The organism is Ruficoccus amylovorans (genome assembly GCF_014230085.1).
GTDB classification, from domain to species: Bacteria; Verrucomicrobiota; Verrucomicrobiia; order Opitutales; family Cerasicoccaceae; genus Ruficoccus; species Ruficoccus amylovorans.
Window position 1 is genome coordinate 92,434 of sequence record NZ_JACHVB010000063.1, and the last position, 14,610, is coordinate 107,043.

Annotated in this window: 18 protein-coding genes; 14 read left to right on the forward strand and 4 right to left on the reverse strand. The window is 62.5% G+C overall.

Annotated features, from left to right (window positions below):
• Positions 1–149 precede the first annotated feature (149 nt).
• Both H5P28_RS19835 and H5P28_RS18270 read right to left on the reverse strand, forming a co-directional pair.
• The gene (locus tag H5P28_RS19835) at positions 150–1,286 is read right to left on the reverse strand and encodes a C1 family peptidase (RefSeq protein WP_185677130.1); all 1,137 of its coding nucleotides are present in this window, start codon (positions 1,284–1,286) and stop codon (positions 150–152) included.
• Positions 1,287–1,307: 21 nt separating this feature from the next.
• Positions 1,308–1,994 carry an HAD family hydrolase gene (locus H5P28_RS18270; protein ID WP_185677131.1) on the reverse strand — a complete coding sequence of 229 codons (687 nt, stop codon included), beginning with the start codon at positions 1,992–1,994 and terminating at the stop codon, positions 1,308–1,310.
• 134 nt (positions 1,995–2,128) lie between these two features.
• On the opposite strand from H5P28_RS18270, the gene H5P28_RS18275 reads away from it, so the two are divergent.
• Both H5P28_RS18275 and aroQ read left to right on the forward strand, forming a co-directional pair.
• Positions 2,129–2,884: a Nif3-like dinuclear metal center hexameric protein gene (locus H5P28_RS18275; protein ID WP_185677132.1), complete on the forward strand. Its 756-nt coding sequence runs from the start codon at positions 2,129–2,131 to the stop codon at positions 2,882–2,884.
• Between the two features lie 98 nt (positions 2,885–2,982).
• Positions 2,983–3,414: a type II 3-dehydroquinate dehydratase gene (aroQ, locus tag H5P28_RS18280; RefSeq protein WP_185677133.1), complete on the forward strand. Its 432-nt coding sequence runs from the start codon at positions 2,983–2,985 to the stop codon at positions 3,412–3,414.
• Between the two features lie 154 nt (positions 3,415–3,568).
• Here the strand turns inward: aroQ and hpsJ-A are convergent, their stop codons facing one another.
• Both hpsJ-A and H5P28_RS18290 read right to left on the reverse strand, forming a co-directional pair.
• The gene (gene hpsJ-A, locus H5P28_RS18285) at positions 3,569–4,294 is read right to left on the reverse strand and encodes an HpsJ-like protein, cyanoexosortase A-associated (protein ID WP_185677134.1); all 726 of its coding nucleotides are present in this window, start codon (positions 4,292–4,294) and stop codon (positions 3,569–3,571) included.
• Between the two features lie 46 nt (positions 4,295–4,340).
• Positions 4,341–5,231, reverse strand: coding sequence for a hypothetical protein (locus H5P28_RS18290; protein WP_185677135.1), 891 nt, complete (start codon positions 5,229–5,231; stop codon positions 4,341–4,343).
• A gap of 315 nt (positions 5,232–5,546) precedes the next feature.
• Here H5P28_RS18290 and rpmH point away from each other — a divergent pair, with 315 nt between their 5' ends.
• From rpmH to H5P28_RS18350, 12 genes are all read left to right on the forward strand, one after another.
• Positions 5,547–5,684 (forward strand): 50S ribosomal protein L34, encoded by a 138-nt coding sequence (gene rpmH / locus H5P28_RS18295; protein ID WP_185677136.1) that lies wholly within the window; start codon positions 5,547–5,549, stop codon positions 5,682–5,684.
• A 13-nt stretch (positions 5,685–5,697) separates the two neighbouring features.
• Entirely contained in the window at positions 5,698–6,048 is a 351-nt protein-coding gene (gene rnpA, locus H5P28_RS18300; RefSeq protein ID WP_185677137.1) for a ribonuclease P protein component, read from the forward strand.
• Entirely contained in the window at positions 6,045–6,344 is a 300-nt protein-coding gene (gene yidD / locus H5P28_RS18305) for a membrane protein insertion efficiency factor YidD (protein WP_343075486.1), read from the forward strand. Before rnpA ends, yidD begins: the two co-directional genes overlap by 4 nt.
• Position 6,345: 1 nt before the next feature.
• A complete protein-coding gene (yidC, locus tag H5P28_RS18310; protein WP_185677139.1) occupies positions 6,346–8,316 on the forward strand; it encodes a membrane protein insertase YidC in 1,971 nt (656 codons plus the stop codon).
• 218 nt (positions 8,317–8,534) lie between these two features.
• Complete coding sequence (locus H5P28_RS18315) at positions 8,535–9,275, forward strand: YebC/PmpR family DNA-binding transcriptional regulator (RefSeq protein ID WP_185677140.1); 741 nt, start codon at positions 8,535–8,537, stop codon at positions 9,273–9,275.
• 162 nt (positions 9,276–9,437) lie between these two features.
• On the forward strand, positions 9,438–10,616 hold the full coding sequence (gene metX, locus H5P28_RS18320; RefSeq protein WP_185677141.1) for a homoserine O-acetyltransferase MetX: 1,179 nt from the start codon (positions 9,438–9,440) through the stop codon (positions 10,614–10,616).
• 4 nt (positions 10,617–10,620) lie between these two features.
• On the forward strand, positions 10,621–11,061 hold the full coding sequence (locus H5P28_RS18325) for a 23S rRNA (pseudouridine(1915)-N(3))-methyltransferase RlmH (protein ID WP_185677142.1): 441 nt from the start codon (positions 10,621–10,623) through the stop codon (positions 11,059–11,061).
• A gap of 125 nt (positions 11,062–11,186) precedes the next feature.
• Positions 11,187–11,825 (forward strand): methionine biosynthesis protein MetW, encoded by a 639-nt coding sequence (locus tag H5P28_RS18330; protein ID WP_185677143.1) that lies wholly within the window; start codon positions 11,187–11,189, stop codon positions 11,823–11,825.
• 120 nt (positions 11,826–11,945) lie between these two features.
• Positions 11,946–12,518: an RrF2 family transcriptional regulator gene (locus H5P28_RS18335; RefSeq protein WP_185677144.1), complete on the forward strand. Its 573-nt coding sequence runs from the start codon at positions 11,946–11,948 to the stop codon at positions 12,516–12,518.
• A complete protein-coding gene (locus tag H5P28_RS18340) occupies positions 12,515–12,700 on the forward strand; it encodes a YezD family protein (RefSeq protein WP_185677145.1) in 186 nt (61 codons plus the stop codon). Before H5P28_RS18335 ends, H5P28_RS18340 begins: the two co-directional genes overlap by 4 nt.
• A 114-nt stretch (positions 12,701–12,814) precedes the next feature.
• On the forward strand, positions 12,815–13,834 hold the full coding sequence (locus tag H5P28_RS18345; RefSeq protein WP_185677146.1) for a sulfate ABC transporter substrate-binding protein: 1,020 nt from the start codon (positions 12,815–12,817) through the stop codon (positions 13,832–13,834).
• 36 nt (positions 13,835–13,870) lie between these two features.
• A complete protein-coding gene (locus tag H5P28_RS18350; protein WP_185677147.1) occupies positions 13,871–14,599 on the forward strand; it encodes a hypothetical protein in 729 nt (242 codons plus the stop codon).
• The last annotated feature ends 11 nt before the right edge of the window (positions 14,600–14,610 follow it).

Here is a 14,610-nt window from a genome sequence, read left to right on the forward strand (position 1 = left end):
GAATGGCTAAATGGCTGATTGTTAATTGCTGGATGCTGAATGTAGTTAACAACAATTAGCCATTTAACCGTTAAGCCATTCGCTCTTTCAGTGGCGGCTACAACTTTATTTAAGGGGCTCTATGAGTTTGAGAGTCGGGAAATCTTGCCCTACTCGCAGTCGAGGAAGACCGCGCCTTGCAGGTTGTCGCGGAGGTACTTCCACGAAACCCAGCCGTAGCCGCCATTGCCCCAGCGCGGCCCCCAGGAGTTCTTGAACTGGAAAAGCGCGTCCTCGGGACGTCCCGACTCGCACTTATACCCGACGAGGGTGACGGCATGCCCGGCCCCCGCCCGCGGGCTCTGGTCGTCGATCAACGGTGAACGTGAGACCGCCGCGTAGTTCGGCCAGGCCATCCCGACCACGACCGGGACCTGGTGGTTGAGCAGGTGAAAAATCCCGTCCAGCCGCTCCTGCGGCGTACGTCCGCTGACCCAGTACGCCTCCACCCGGCGGCGGTTGCGAGCCTTTTCCACCACCTCCGCCGAAGGGTCTTCGATCTGCGCCATCGACTGGCCAAAGGTATTCGGCAACTCTTCCGCCTCGACGATTCCGTAAGCCCGCAAGGCCTGTACCACCTCCATCAGGTTAAAGCCGAGGTCGGCGTCGCCACTCATCTCCTCGCCATCCACGATCCGGGCCTGCGCCAGACCGAGAGACTTGCGGGTGGCCCAGATCAGGTACTCCTCCGAGAGGCGGCGCGGCTCCCCGCTGTTACGCCCTTGCTGGTACTCCAGCGCGCTGACCACGGAAAAAACCGCGCAACTCGGACGGCGCCCCTGACTCTTGGCGTAAAGGCCCATCTCCTGAAATTCCGGGCGCAGGTCCACCCGCTCCTGAAGCTGCGGACGGGTGCCAAAAAGTGGCAACATCTCATCGGCCAGTGATAACGACTTGCCAGCCGTACCCGTTTCGCGAGCTCGGGCAGCGTCCTGCTGCGCCTGCTCGCGCCGGCGGGCTTCTTCCTGCCGGGCCAACTCCTCGCGGTAGGCTTCGCCCTTGGCCGGATCGTAGCCGAAGTGCGCTTGCCAGCTCTCGGGCAGGTCCGCCATCGGCACCTTGGCAATTCCCTGCTGGTGCCGGATAATGATTGCGTCCGGCAGCACCTCCTGCACGCGCACATTGGTATAAATTTTCCCTCCGGCCTCCAGCCTGGCGATCACCGCAGCCGCCTCCAGCACCGGAGCGGCCAGCAAACACAGCCCCAGCAGCAGGGGCCAGAGTCTGCGGAGGGAGATGCCGGTCACGGGTGGGTTGGGCTAGAGAGTTTAAGCCGTTACCTGAGCTTCCCGCCCCTGGCGAAAAGCCGCGGCGAACTCGCGCAACGACGGAAAAATGAACGCCGCCTGCTCACGCATCAACGCTGTCGGCGTCTGCAGGTCGGGAATCAGCACGGGCATCATTCCCGCCCGGTAAGCCCCCTCCAACCCCGTCGGTGAATCCTCCAGCACGAGACAATCCTCCGGGGCCAGCCCGAGCAACTCCGCCGCCCGCAGGTAAATATCGGGGGCGGGCTTGCCGTTGGGCACCTGGTCGCCACTCACGATCACGGGCAGACGCTTGATCAGCCCGGTGGCCGTGAGCTTGCTGCGGCTCAGCCCCTCGTGAGTCGAGGTGGCCACGGCGCGCGGCAGGGAAATCTCGTCCAGGTAGTCCAGCGTATCCAACAGGCCGGGGCGAATGGGCACGCCACCTTTTTCCAACAAAGCATAGTAATGCCGCCGCGCCCCCTCGATAATCTCCTCACAGGGAGCATCCGCCCCCAACCCCTCACGCATGATACGCTGGCTGGAGTCGGCGCGATGGCCGATCATGGCGGCGTAGAGCTCGTCCGGAAAGTCCACCCCGACTTCCATCGCCGCCTGCTGATAGGCCCGCCGGAACAGGCGTTCCGTGTCGAGCATGAGCCCGTCCATGTCAAAGATAACGCCGCGGATATGCTTGAAATCTGCCATGATAAAAACGCCGCCATTATCCCCCTATTCCCCCTCCGGCGCAATCCCTTTCGCCCCCGAGATGAGGCCGGGAAATTCCACTAGTGACTTTTTTTCATGGCCGGATGGGGGGACTTGCCGCTAGCGTCGGGGTCATGCCTCGACTGGAAGACTTGGTAACCTTTTGTGACGAACGCACCAACCGCTCGCAAATCACCGACTTTCCCCCGGCCATGAACGGCCTCCAAGCCGCCAATTCCGGCAAGGTGACCAAGATCGGCGCCGCCGTGGATGCCGGGTTGGTCCCTTTTGAAATGGCGGCAACGGCGGGGGTGGACTTCCTCATCGTCCACCACGGCATGAACTGGAACCCGCCCATGCCCCTGACCGGCCCCAACTACCGGAAGGTCAAACAGTTGCTCGCCGCCGACATCGCCGTTTACAGCAGCCACCTGCCGCTGGACCTGCACCGCGAGATCGGCAACAACGCCTGCATCGCCCGGCGACTGGGGCTGGAAATCACCGACTGGTTCCTGCCCTACGAGGGCAACAGCATCGGTGCGATCATCGAAAACGTCCCCCTGCGCCCCGTCCTGCACCAGCGCATCCAGGAGCTTTTCCCTCACACCTTCACGGCGATTGAGGCTGGCCCCGAGCAGCCCCGGCGCATGGGCCTGCTCTCCGGCAGCGGCCAGTCCGCCATTGCCCACCTCCGGGCCGCCGGGATCGACACCTTCCTCACCGGCGAGCTCAAGCAGGAGCATTTCAACATCGCCCAGGAGCAGAGCCTGAACCTCTATCTCGGCGGCCACTACGCGACCGAAGTCTTCGGCGTCATGGCGCTCGCCGCTGAGGCCGCCGAAAAATTCGGCCTGGAGTGGGAATTTCTCCCCACCGGCTGCCCGCTTTAAAAAAAAGCGCCAACGGGGCCACGGCACTTCCGTGCCCTCCGGCGGGCCGTGATTTCTGGCTCCCCTTTCGCGGATTTCTCCTGTAGAAGCCTTGCCCCATGAAGCAAATCGGCATCCTCAACGGCCCCAACCTGAACCGGCTAGGCAAACGCGAGCCCGACATCTACGGCCATGCCACCCTCGACGACCTCCACGCCCAACTGCGTAAGGAGGCGACGGCCGACGGGATCGAGCTCGACTGCTTCCAGTCCAACCACGAGGGCGAACTGATCGACAAGCTCGCCGCCTGGGCCGATGGCGGATTCGTCGGCGCGGTCATCAACCCCGGCGCCTTCACCCATACCAGCGTGGCCCTGCGCGACGCCATCGCGGGGACCGGCCTGCGCTGCGTCGAGGTGCATATCTCAAACATCTACCGTCGCGAAGAATTTCGCCACAAGAGCTTGACCGCACCCGTTTGCGAAGCCGTCATCTCCGGCCTCGGCCTGCACGGCTACAGCGCCGCCCTCGCCTTTCTAGCGCGGGAATAGAACACCTTCAGCAAAGCTGCCACACCGGCAGACCGGCGATTCTACGCTTTTGTGTTTCTGGCGGTTTTTTTAAAACCACAGAGGACGAAGGAATGAAGTTCCGTCTAAAAAGCTTTCCTCAAAGCAACATGGAATCAGAACCACTCCCGCGCACCTACTTCTTGTGGCGGGCGGCGGCGGCCAGACGGGCGTAGCGACGGCTTTTCCAGCCGATCAGCCAGAAGGCGGCCGCCCCGATCAGTGCGGTCACGGTCCACTTGAACGCATCGGTCCAGATCTGGCGCAACCGGGCACTGAGCGAAGACTCGGCTCGCTCGATATTGCCCGTATTGATCTCATTGAAACGCTCAGCCAGATTGCCCTTGAGCACTTGCAGGTCGGGCTCGAAAAACATGTTCTCATCCAGCGGGAGCGGCTGCACAAAGGCGACCACATCCTCGCGGGACCGCTTGTCATTGAGCTTGCCGATGGCCCCCTGGGTCATTTGCTCCTGCTTTTCCACCCACGCGGTCGTCTGCTTGTCCAGAGCCCGGTGGATACGGATACCACTGATCAGCACAAAGGGGACCAACGCCAGGTTCAGCACCGCCAGCAGCAGGCTAAGCTTGCCCAGGCGGGCGCGGGCACGAGCTTCGGCCGGGGTGAATTTGTCGCCCGCCGGGATCAGCAGGAGCAACACCCCAAGCAGAGGCAGGAGCACGTGTTCGGCCAGACGGCCCGCGGTACGCATTTCGGAAACCGGATTCATCCAATCCGTTCCGAGCAAGATATAGGCATAGTCGATCAGCCCCAGTACAAGCAGAGCCCAACCGACAATACGCAGATAACTGCGCGCAGTTGTCCGGTCGTCCGGAGGTAGCGACAGCAAGCTGGATGACATAGAGAGGCGGAAGCGAGCGGAGAGATTAGAGGGAGCCGTGAAACACTTACGCCACGGTCTTTTCGCTCAGGCGGCGCTTGAAGCGGCGCCAGGCGAACCACCCGACAAAGGCCATGCCGAGACCAGCACCCGGATCAAAGGGCACGGCCGCCGGGCTCATGCCACCGATGGCTTCACCGAAGTTGTCCGTGGTGGTAAAGTTATCAATCAGCACGGTCGTTCCGTGGTCGAGATTGGCGGAGCGGAAGCCCAGGCGGGTCAACTCGTCAATATAGCTGGCCCCGGTATAGGTAACATCGGCATTGTTCTCATCCCAGGCATCCGGATTGATCCAGAGGCTGAAAGTGTCGTACAGGTCGCCGTTAGCACCGCTGGCCTCGAACTTGGCCACGACCAGATAAGTCTCCCCGAGATTGACGTCACCGGCATAGCCGGCGTTGGTCCCATCGTGGTAGGGGCGGATGAAGAAGTCTTCCGTACCGGCGCCGTCGCCGTTGTTGGCCTTGAACCCGGTCGAGGGGCCGGGGTTGGTCGAGGCGGTACCGGGGTTGTTCAGCCACATGCTGGCAAAGTCGTTGTTCTCAATCGTGGTCCCCTCCACCCGCATCAGGTAGCTGATGTAAATCGCGCCGGTCTGCGCACTGGACAGATCCCGATAGGCAGCGTACTCGGAGGTACCGGAAAGTTGAAGAGACTTTCCCCCGCCGGTGACCGTGTTCCCGCCGTTGACGGTGTAGGAGAGCGGGTTGGCCGAAGTATCTACCACATTCTGGCCGCCACTGCCGGTCCAGGCGCCACTCCAACCGGTGCCGCCGTTGTTACCGTTGATCGAGCCCAGAGAGTAGGATTCAAAATCATCCACGGCGTAGGTCACGCCGGAAGCAAAGGGAGCGGCGATAAGCAGAGAGAGGCCGCTCGCAAGGAGAGTTAACTTCATGGTATGCATATCAGTACAAATGATGTGAACAGGCCTATCGGCAGAAATTCCCGGTTATTTAGAAAAAACTTCAGCCTTTTTTTACCGACGCCTCGAAAAATATCAAGAATCATAACGGACAGCCCAAAGTTAAGCATTTCCCGAACCATGATTGGCATTTGGGCAAATTTCACTCATAAAACCCCACTCTCCGTGAACAGGCACGGGCTTCTGAGCGGACAGAAGAGGATTCCTGCCCGGCAAAGCTTGACTCGCGTCAAAAAAACGCTTTTCTCAGGCGGTTTCGCAATTTTCCAACCTTAACCCGTAACAATCATGCAACCAACCTATCGTCCGCACCGCGTGAAGCGCGTCCGCAAGTTCGGCTTTCGCGCCCGTATGAAGACCCGTGGGGGCCGCATGGTCCTCGCCGCCCGTCGCGCCAAGGGCCGCAAGCGCCTGACTCAGGTCTGAGCCGCCCACGCAGATGCGCTACCGGGCCGCTCAGCACCTGCGCACGCGGGCTGATTTCGACCGGTCGCGCCGCGAAGGCTTCCGGGCCGACAACGGCGCTTTTATCATGCGCATCTATCCTCCCCGCGAGGGCACACCGCCAGGCCAGCGCCGTTTTGGCGTGATCGCCTCGCGCCGGGTGGGCAACGCCGTCAAGCGCAACCGGGCCAAACGCCAGATGCGCGAGATTTTCCGGCTCAACCAGCACTGCCTGCCGCCGGAATGCGACGTGCTCATCATTGTCCGTTCCCAATTTGACCAACTGACTTTCGACGAATTGCAGGAGCGATACCTGCGTTCGGCGAAAAAATGCCGCCTTTCGTGAACCCTTCAGCCAGCCTGCCCGCCCGCGCGGCGGCCGCCCTCGTGGTGGTCTATCAGCTCGTGTTTTCTCCCATGAAACGCATGCTGCTCGGGCCGAACGCAGGCTGCCGTTTTCACCCGACCTGCTCGGAGTATGCCCGTATAAGCCTGTTGCGCTTCGGGCTGTGGCGCGGAAGCTGGATGGCGCTGCTGCGGATTTTCCGCTGCCATCCCTTTCACCCAGGCGGCCACGACCCGGTACCGGAAAAAACCGGCCGATCTACCCTGCTGATGCGCAGTGGAGCTATGAAACGCTAGCATGGATAAAAAGAACCTCGTCCTCGGCCTGCTATTTTTAGGCGGCGCCTTCTTCACAATCTTCTGGCAGGGGCGCCAAGCCCAGGAACGCGCCCTCCAGCAGCAGCTTAACCAGCCCGCCGCCCAGAAGGTCCAAACCGCCGAAGCCGGCGCAACGGAGGAAGCTCCCGCCACCGCGGCCAAACCCGCGACACCCGCGGGCAAGCCCGCTCCCGGCGACACCACGCGCGACTTTTTCCTCCAGTCCGAGAACAACGCCCAGGACATCGAACCGGTCCATGCCGAGGCACCGGAGGAGCTGATCACGCTGGAGAACGAGGCCATCCGCGTCACTTTCACCACCCGGGGCGGGGCCATCAAGCACGTCGAGTTCGTGGCCATCGGCCATGACGGCGAGCTGAAGTTCCCGGCCACCATCGACTCCGAGCAGCCCTACGTCTTCAATGCCGGAGGCATCCTTCCGGCGCTGGCCATCAGCTTTGACATGGACGGCGACGGCGTGCCCGACGAGTTTGCGCCCCAGTACAAGGTCAGCTACCACTCCAACGATGAAGGCCGCGTCAACTTCGAGCTGGTGACCGACTACGGCCTGCGCATCAAGCGCGGCTACCAGCTTCAGGGCTCGGGCACCGACAAGGACCCCTACGTCATCCAGCACACCATCGCCTTTGTCAACGAGTCCGGCTCCAGCTTCAACCAGAACGACATTTTCGTCAACGTCGGCACCGCTCCTCCCACCGAGGGCGACGTGTGGGGCGAATACCTGAACTTCGGCTACTACAACGGAGACAGCGCCGAGTTCATCAAGATGAAGAAGTTCAAGGGCAGCAAGGGCTTCCTGGGCATCGGCAAGAAGTCCCCTGTTTCCGTCGTCGAGGAAAGCGTCGCCGACGTGCAGTGGGGCGCGATCAAGAACCAGTTCTTCACCGGCGTACTCACCCCCACCGAGCCCGGCATCGGCATCTACGCCAAGCCCGCTCCGCTGGGCCAGGCCATTGACGACCCCGAAGCCGAGGAAGGCATGACCGGGGCCATCCGTTTCCGCCTCGACGCGCTCCCGCAGGGCGAGCAGCAGCTCTTCCACATGCAGTATTATGTCGGCCCCAAGGAGTACACCCGCCTGGCCGACCTCGGGGACCGCCAGGACCTGGTCATGCAGTTCGGCTTCTTCGGCGCGATCAGCAAGGTCCTGCTCTACGCCATGATCTGGATCCACGGCGTCATCGTGCACGTCGCGCCGACCTGGGGCTGGGGCTTCACCATCATCATCGTCACGGTCATCATCAAGACCCTGCTCTACCCGCTCACGCAGGTGCAGGTGCGCTCGGCCAAGCGTATGTCGAAGATCCAGCCGCTGATGCAGGAGATCCGCGAAAAGTACAAGGACCAGCCGCAGGAGCTCCAGAAGCGCACGATGGAGCTGTTCAAGGAGCACCGCGTGAATCCGGCCGCCGGCTGCCTGCCGCTGCTGCTTCAGATCCCGATCTTCTTCTCGTTCTACTTCATGCTGCGCACGGCCTCGGAGCTGCGTTTCGCGCCGTTCCTGTGGATTCCGGACCTTTCGATCCCGGACACGGTGGGCTACATCGCGGGCTTCCCGATCAATCCGCTGCCGCTGCTCATGGGCATCACGATGTTCTTCCAGATGCAGATGACCCCGACGCCGACCACGGACAACATGCAGCGCACGCTGTTCAAGTTCATGCCGTTGGTCTTCCTGTTCTTCTGCTATAACTTCCCGGCCGGCCTCGTCCTGTACTGGACCTGCCAAAACCTCTTCACCATCGGCCAGCAGTGGATCACCAACCGCCGCAAGGACGACGAGGAAGAGACCGGTACCGACAAGCCCGCCAGCGGCCCGAAAAAGCCGACCTTCACCGACCGGGTGAAGGCCGCCCGCGAAGAGCAGCAGGCCGCCAAGCGCCGTCTCACCGGCAAGGGCCTGCCCCAGCAGAAAAAGAAAAAACGCTAAGCGAGCGCCCAATCAGCCTTTAACACCACAGCCGGGGAGTGCCAGACGCTCCCCGGCTTTTTTTATCGCCCCATGCGGCAAAAAATGCCCCCAGCGGGCGCTTTGGAGCCAAACCGGCCCGTTTTTCTATCGACATGGGACCCGGAGGCCCAAAAATCTCCTTTTACCCGCGTTGTTCACACTTGACGACGCGCAAACCCCTTCATTGAGATTTTCGCATGTCCGGACACAGCAAATGGGCCACCATCAAGCGCGCTAAAGCGGCGGTTGACGCCAAGCGCGGCAAAATTTTCAGCGTCCTTTCCAAGGAACTGACCATCGCCGCCCGCGAAGGCGGTGGTGACCCGAACTTCAACCCCCGGCTGCGCACCTGCATGCTCAAGGCCAAGGCGGCCAACATGCCCGCCGACAACATCGACAAGGCCATCAAAAAGGGCACCGGCGAACTGCCCGGCATCAGCTACGAGGAACTCGTTTACGAAGGCTACGCCCCGGGCGGAGTCGGCATCATCGTCGAAGTCACCACCGACAACAAAAACCGCAGCGCCTCCGAAGTCCGCAGCACCTTCACCAAGTGCAACGGCAACCTCGCCGGGGCCGGGGCGCTCGCCTTCAATTTCCAGAAAAAAGGGCAGTTCATCATCGCGGGCGATGCCACCGACGAGGACACCCTGATGGAAGTCGTCCTTGAGGCCGGGGCCGAGGATGTCGAAAACGCCGGCGACCACTTCGAAGTCACCTGTGAGATCGGCGAGTACCACACCATTTCCAAGGCACTGGAGGAAAAGGGCATCGCCTGCGAATCCTCCGAAATCGCCTACCTGCCCAATAACGAGGTCACCGTCACCGACAAGGACATCGCCAAACAGATCCTGCGACTGGTGGACATGCTCGAAGACCTCGAAGACGTCAAAGCCGTCCACAGCAACTTCGATATCGACGAGTCTCTGCTGGGTTGAGGCCAGAGGGCATCGCCCCCCTCCCGCCGTCGCACAGGCATTACCGCTCCGGTGGGATGGGACTTTGTTCGCCGGGCTGGGAAGCCCTCCGCCCCCGCTGTATCCGCCGCCCGAGTAAAAATATCCGTGCCATCCGCGTAATCCGTGGTTAACTAGCTCTCCATGAATGATGCCGAAGCAGCGCCCGCGCTTGACGAGGGCGAAGTCGGGCTGGTTGACCACCACGACTTTGTGTGCCAGGAGCCGTTCACCTTCGAGGAGGGCGGGCAGCTCCCGGGCTTTACCCTGCGCTACGAGACCTACGGCAAGCTCAACGCCGCCCGCGACAACGCTATTTTCATCTTTCACGCCCTCAGCGGCGACCACCACTGCGCCGGGGTTTACTCCCTCCAGGACCCCAAGCCCGGCTGGTGGAACAACATGATCGGCCCCGGCAAGCCCATCGACACCAGCAAGTACTTCGTCGTGGGCAGCAACTGCCTCGGCGGCTGCCAAGGCTCGACCGGCCCCTCCTCGCTCAACCCCGAGACGGGCAAACGCTACGGCCTCTCCTTCCCCCAAGTCAGCATTCGCGACATGGTGCGCGCCCAGCGCCGCCTGCTCGACCATCTCGGCATCGAGAAGCTCCACTGCGTCATCGGCGGCTCCATGGGCGGCATGCAGGCTCTCCAGTGGGCCATCGAGTACCCCGAGCGGGTCAACTCCGTCATCGCCATGGCCACCACTTCGCGCCAGCGGGCGCAGTCCATCGCGTTCAACGAGGTGGGCCGCAGCGCCATCGTGCAGGACCCCGGCTGGCACGAGGGCGACTACGAGCCGGGCAAGGGCCCGAATGTCGGCCTGGCCGTCGCCCGCATGATGGCCCACATCACCTACCTTTCCGACGAGGGACTGGAGCGCAAGTTCGGGCGCGAGCGCAAGCGCGTCCGCGAGGCCGCCCCCGCCACGGGCGGGTTTTTCGACGTGGAGTTCGAGGTCGAGAGCTACCTGCGCTATCAGGGCAAGAGCTTCGTCAACCGCTTCGACGCGAACACCTACCTGTACTTCACCAAGGCGCTCGACCGCTTCGATCTGGGCCAGGGCGGCCCGCTGGAGGATGTGCTGCAAAAGATGCAGGCCCGTGCGCTCGTGGTCGGGTTTACCTCGGACTGGCTCTTCCCGCCCGAGCAGAACCGCGACATCGTCCACGCCATGCTCCGCTGCGGCAAAAACGCCAGCTACGCCGAAGTCAACATGGACCTCGGGCACGACTCCTTTCTCATCAAGGCCCCCGAACTATACGAGCTGGTCAGCGGCTTCCTTTCCGCCGACGAGGGCCACCACCACCCTCACCGCCACTAGGCCGATGCGCGTCAACCTCCTCGTCGTCGGCAAGCTCAAGGAACCCTCCTGGCGGGAACGAGCCGAAGAGTACGCCAAGCGCCTGCGCCCCTACGTGACGCTCGACATCACCGAGCTTCGCGACGCCGACGCCACGCGCGAGGGCGAGCGCATCCTCAAGGCGCTGGAAAAAGGCCACGGGCAGGTCTTCGCGCTGGCCGAAGAGGGCAAATGCCGCCCCTCCGCCGCCCTCGCCCAGACCCTCGGGGAACTTCGCGACGGCGGGCAGGATGCCACCTTTATCATCGGGGGTGCCTACGGACTGAGCGACGCGGTCAAGGCCCGCGCCGATGCCCTCCTCTCGCTTTCCCCCATGACTTTTACCCACGAAATGGCCCGCGTTGTCCTGCTGGAGCAGATTTACCGCGCCTTCACAATTCTCGCCGGCACCGGCTACCACCATTAAAAATATAAGTTTGAGAGTTTGAAGGTTTCAGAGTTTGAAAGTTGTTTTCAACCGTCGGCCCGCTAAACTCCTATCGCTTCGCCCCCCACTCTCAAACCTTCAAACTCTCAAACTCTCAAACTTTAATGAAACGTTCGGCCATCAAGCGCGAAGTCGATTTGCAGATCCTCGGCGACTGGGTCAGCGAAGGCGCGCGCGTGCTCGACCTTGGCTGCGGGCGGGGGATCTTCCTCGAATACCTGCGCCAGACCAAGCACACCTGGGGCGTCGGCGTCGACAACCAGATCGACAAGGTCAACGGCTGCATCAAGCGCGGAGTCAGCGTCTATCAGGGCGACATCGAGCAGGCCCTGCGGCAGTTTCCGGACGGGTTCTTCGACTGGGTGCTGTGCTCGCGCACAATTCAAGAGCTGAGCCGCCCGCAGGACATCATCCACGCGTCCCTGCGCGTGGGCAAGCGCTTCGCGGTCGGCTTCGCCAACCACGGCTACTGGCGCAACCGTCTGCACCTGCTCTGGCACGGCCGCCGCATCATCAACGAGGTCTTCCCCGAGGGTTGGGGCGAAAGCCGCCGCCTGAACCCCATCGCGGTCGGCGATTTCGAGGACTTCTGCGCCCGCGAAGGGCTGACCATCACCCGCCGGGCCTACCTGCGCGGCGATTGGCACACGCCCTGCAAATTCCTCCCCGGCCTCTTCGCCGGGTATGTGTTGTACGAGATATCCCGTCCGCAGGTTCCTTCCGCCGAGTCACCGCTCTCCTGAGATCGTCTCATCCCGATCAGCTTATCCGACGGCAATTCCGCCCTGGCTTTTTTCGGCAGTTGTGCAAAATCGCACTTGCAATCTATACGATTTTTATAAACATTAGAAAAATAACCACTGATGAACTTAACCCGTAAAGGCGAATACGCGCTGCGCTCTCTCATCAAGCTCGGCATTGCCCACGAGATGGGAAAGACGCACCTGTCTGTCTCCGAACTGGCGCAGAGCGAAAAGCTCCCGCTGAAGTTCCTGGAACAGGTGCTCTTCCATCTGCGCGGCGCGGGCTACATCGAGACCAAGCGGGGCAAGTTCGGCGGTTACTTCCTGGCACTGCCCATGAACGAGATCCGCATCGGCGACATCGTCCGCCTGATCGACGGCAAGCTCGCCCCCATCGCCTGCGCCAGCCTCACCGCGTACGAGAAATGCTCGTGCCCGGACGAAACCCACTGTGGCCTGCGCATGCTCATGATCGACGTGCGCAATGCCATCGCCAACATCCTCGACCGCTACAGCCTGGCCGATGTCGTCGAGGTCACCATGCGCAAACTCCGCCGCGACGGCGTGGCGCTGCCCTTTGAACCGGGCGACGGCACTGCCCCCGCCGTGGAGCTGCCGGAAGACTTCAACCCGGTCGATCCCCGCGACGGCCTCATGGCCGAACTGGCCAGCAAACACGGAGGCAAGCCATGAACCGCACCGCCACCTCTCCCTCCGACACTCAGTCCTGGCAGCACCTCGTGATCGAGAAAGTCGCCAGCCTGCGCTTCGGAGTCGTCCAGATCGTCGTCCACAACGGCAAAGTCACCCAGGTCGAATGCACGGAAAAAACGCGCTTCGACGACTCCGCCGACACCCGCCGGGTATCCCGGTAAATTTATAGCTCAAGGCCATCCGCACAAGCGGACGCCACCCTTTTCACCACACCACGCATCCACGCGGCTGACCGGTCAACCGGAGGTTTCGTTCCCGAAAGGAAAGAACCCACCATGCACCGCATCAAACAGCTCAGGCGGGCACTCGCCCTGATGCTGGCCAGCATCTTTGCCCTCAGCCCGGCCACCGCCCTGGCCGCCAAAAAACTCCTCAACGTGTCCTACGACCCGACGCGTGAGTTTTACAGCGACTACAACAAATACTTTGAAAAGTACTGGCAGGACAAGACCGGTGAAAAGGTCACCATCCGCCAGTCTCACGGCGGCGCGGGCAAGCAGGCTCGCTCCGTCATCGACGGGCTCAACGCCGATGTCGTAACCCTCGCGCTGGCCTACGACATCGACGCCATCGCCGAGCGCACGGGCAAGATCCCGGCCGACTGGCAGACCCGCCTGCCCAACGCCAGCTCGCCCTACACCTCGACTATCGTCTTCCTCGTCCGCAAGGGCAACCCGAAGCAGATAAAGGACTGGGGCGATCTCACCCGCGAGGGCGTCGAGGTCATCACCCCCAACCCGAAGACCTCCGGCGGCGCGCGCTGGAACTTCCTCGCCGCCTGGGCCTGGGCGCTCGATCACTACGACGGCGACGAGGACAAGGCTCGGAAATTTGCCACCCAGCTCATCCGGCACGTGCCCGTGCTCGACAGCGGAGCGCGCGGAGCGACCACAACCTTCGTCCAGCGCGGCATCGGCGATGTCCTGCTGGCCTGGGAAAACGAGGCCTTCCTCGCCCTGGAGGAACTCGGTCCCGGCAACTTCGACATCGTCGTGCCCTCGGTCAGCATCCTGGCCCAGCCGCCCGTGACCGTCGTCAACGGCAACGCCGAAAAGAACGGCAACCTCGAACTGGCCACTGCCTACCTGGAGCAGCTCTACTCGCCCACCGGCCAGAAGCTCGCGGCCAAACACTTCTACCGCCCCAGCGAGCCGCAGTACGCCGACCCCTCCGACCTGGCCCGCTTCCCCGAGGTCAAGCTCGTCACCGTGGACGAGGCCTTCGGCGGCTGGCAGGCCGCGCAAAAGCGCTTCTTCGCCGACGGCGGTATCTTTGATCAGATCTACATCCGATAAGCGTATCCATTTTCAACTACACTAAAGCCACCTACCATGAACAGAACCCTCGATCCCAAACACCGCGCGGCCATGCGCCGCCTTGTGCTCGGAGCCGTCGAGCACTGCGAGATCTCCCGCCACCTCATCGGGAGTATCGCGCAGACCTTTACCCATGACGGCGTCAAATACGGCATCCCGGCCTTCACCTTTTTCGGCCCGCAGGAGAACGACGTGGAGACCCGGTTCGTCGGCCTCATGGCCGGGCGGAGGGCCGGTGACGGGCTCAGCGCCGAGGTCACCCTCCAGCTCATGGAGCGGCTGCTGCTCCAGCCGGGCTTCGCCGCCGGGCTGTGGCTGCGCACGCTGCCGATCATAAATCCGGTCGGACTGGAAGACCCCGAGTCACTCGCTCCCGCCTATGAACCGGCAGTCCTTCGGCTTAACCTGGAATGCCCCGACGGTGTGATCGAAGTCTCCTCCACCCGGCGCAAACGCCTCGTCATCGGCATGCGCAGCGACTGGAGCGGGCGCGGCGGCGCGCTCGCCGCCGCCGACGACATGAACCGTCTTAGCGCGGAACTCGGCGGCATTGAGCGTGAGGAAATCCCTCCCACCCAACTTCCGTACAACGCCCGCAGCCCGTGGCATCTGTACCTCGGCTTCCCGGAGACCTGGAGCTCCAACCAGGCCACCCACCTCGCCAGCCAGTACCTGCTGTGCTTCTTCCGGCGCTGGCGCGAGCTTTCGCTGACCGAGCAGAGCCGCGCGTCGGGCCGGCACTGACCTGCCCCGCG

What these genes read in the sequence shown, in the direction of transcription:
- H5P28_RS18270 (WP_185677131.1), bottom strand. Translation starts at nt 1,994, where the DNA reads ATGGCAGATTTCAAGCATATCCGCGGCGTTATCTTTGACATGGACGGG.
- H5P28_RS18275 (WP_185677132.1), top strand. Translation starts at nt 2,129, where the DNA reads ATGCCTCGACTGGAAGACTTGGTAACCTTTTGTGACGAACGCACCAAC.
- aroQ (WP_185677133.1), top strand. Translation starts at nt 2,983, where the DNA reads ATGAAGCAAATCGGCATCCTCAACGGCCCCAACCTGAACCGGCTAGGC.
- hpsJ-A (WP_185677134.1), bottom strand. Translation starts at nt 4,294, where the DNA reads ATGTCATCCAGCTTGCTGTCGCTACCTCCGGACGACCGGACAACTGCG.
- H5P28_RS18290 (WP_185677135.1), bottom strand. Translation starts at nt 5,231, where the DNA reads ATGAAGTTAACTCTCCTTGCGAGCGGCCTCTCTCTGCTTATCGCCGCT.
- rpmH (WP_185677136.1), top strand. Translation starts at nt 5,547, where the DNA reads ATGCAACCAACCTATCGTCCGCACCGCGTGAAGCGCGTCCGCAAGTTC.
- rnpA (WP_185677137.1), top strand. Translation starts at nt 5,698, where the DNA reads ATGCGCTACCGGGCCGCTCAGCACCTGCGCACGCGGGCTGATTTCGAC.
- yidC (WP_185677139.1), top strand. Translation starts at nt 6,346, where the DNA reads ATGGATAAAAAGAACCTCGTCCTCGGCCTGCTATTTTTAGGCGGCGCC.
- H5P28_RS18315 (WP_185677140.1), top strand. Translation starts at nt 8,535, where the DNA reads ATGTCCGGACACAGCAAATGGGCCACCATCAAGCGCGCTAAAGCGGCG.
- metX (WP_185677141.1), top strand. Translation starts at nt 9,438, where the DNA reads ATGAATGATGCCGAAGCAGCGCCCGCGCTTGACGAGGGCGAAGTCGGG.
- H5P28_RS18325 (WP_185677142.1), top strand. Translation starts at nt 10,621, where the DNA reads ATGCGCGTCAACCTCCTCGTCGTCGGCAAGCTCAAGGAACCCTCCTGG.
- H5P28_RS18330 (WP_185677143.1), top strand. Translation starts at nt 11,187, where the DNA reads ATGAAACGTTCGGCCATCAAGCGCGAAGTCGATTTGCAGATCCTCGGC.
- H5P28_RS18335 (WP_185677144.1), top strand. Translation starts at nt 11,946, where the DNA reads ATGAACTTAACCCGTAAAGGCGAATACGCGCTGCGCTCTCTCATCAAG.
- H5P28_RS18340 (WP_185677145.1), top strand. Translation starts at nt 12,515, where the DNA reads ATGAACCGCACCGCCACCTCTCCCTCCGACACTCAGTCCTGGCAGCAC.
- H5P28_RS18345 (WP_185677146.1), top strand. Translation starts at nt 12,815, where the DNA reads ATGCACCGCATCAAACAGCTCAGGCGGGCACTCGCCCTGATGCTGGCC.
- H5P28_RS18350 (WP_185677147.1), top strand. Translation starts at nt 13,871, where the DNA reads ATGAACAGAACCCTCGATCCCAAACACCGCGCGGCCATGCGCCGCCTT.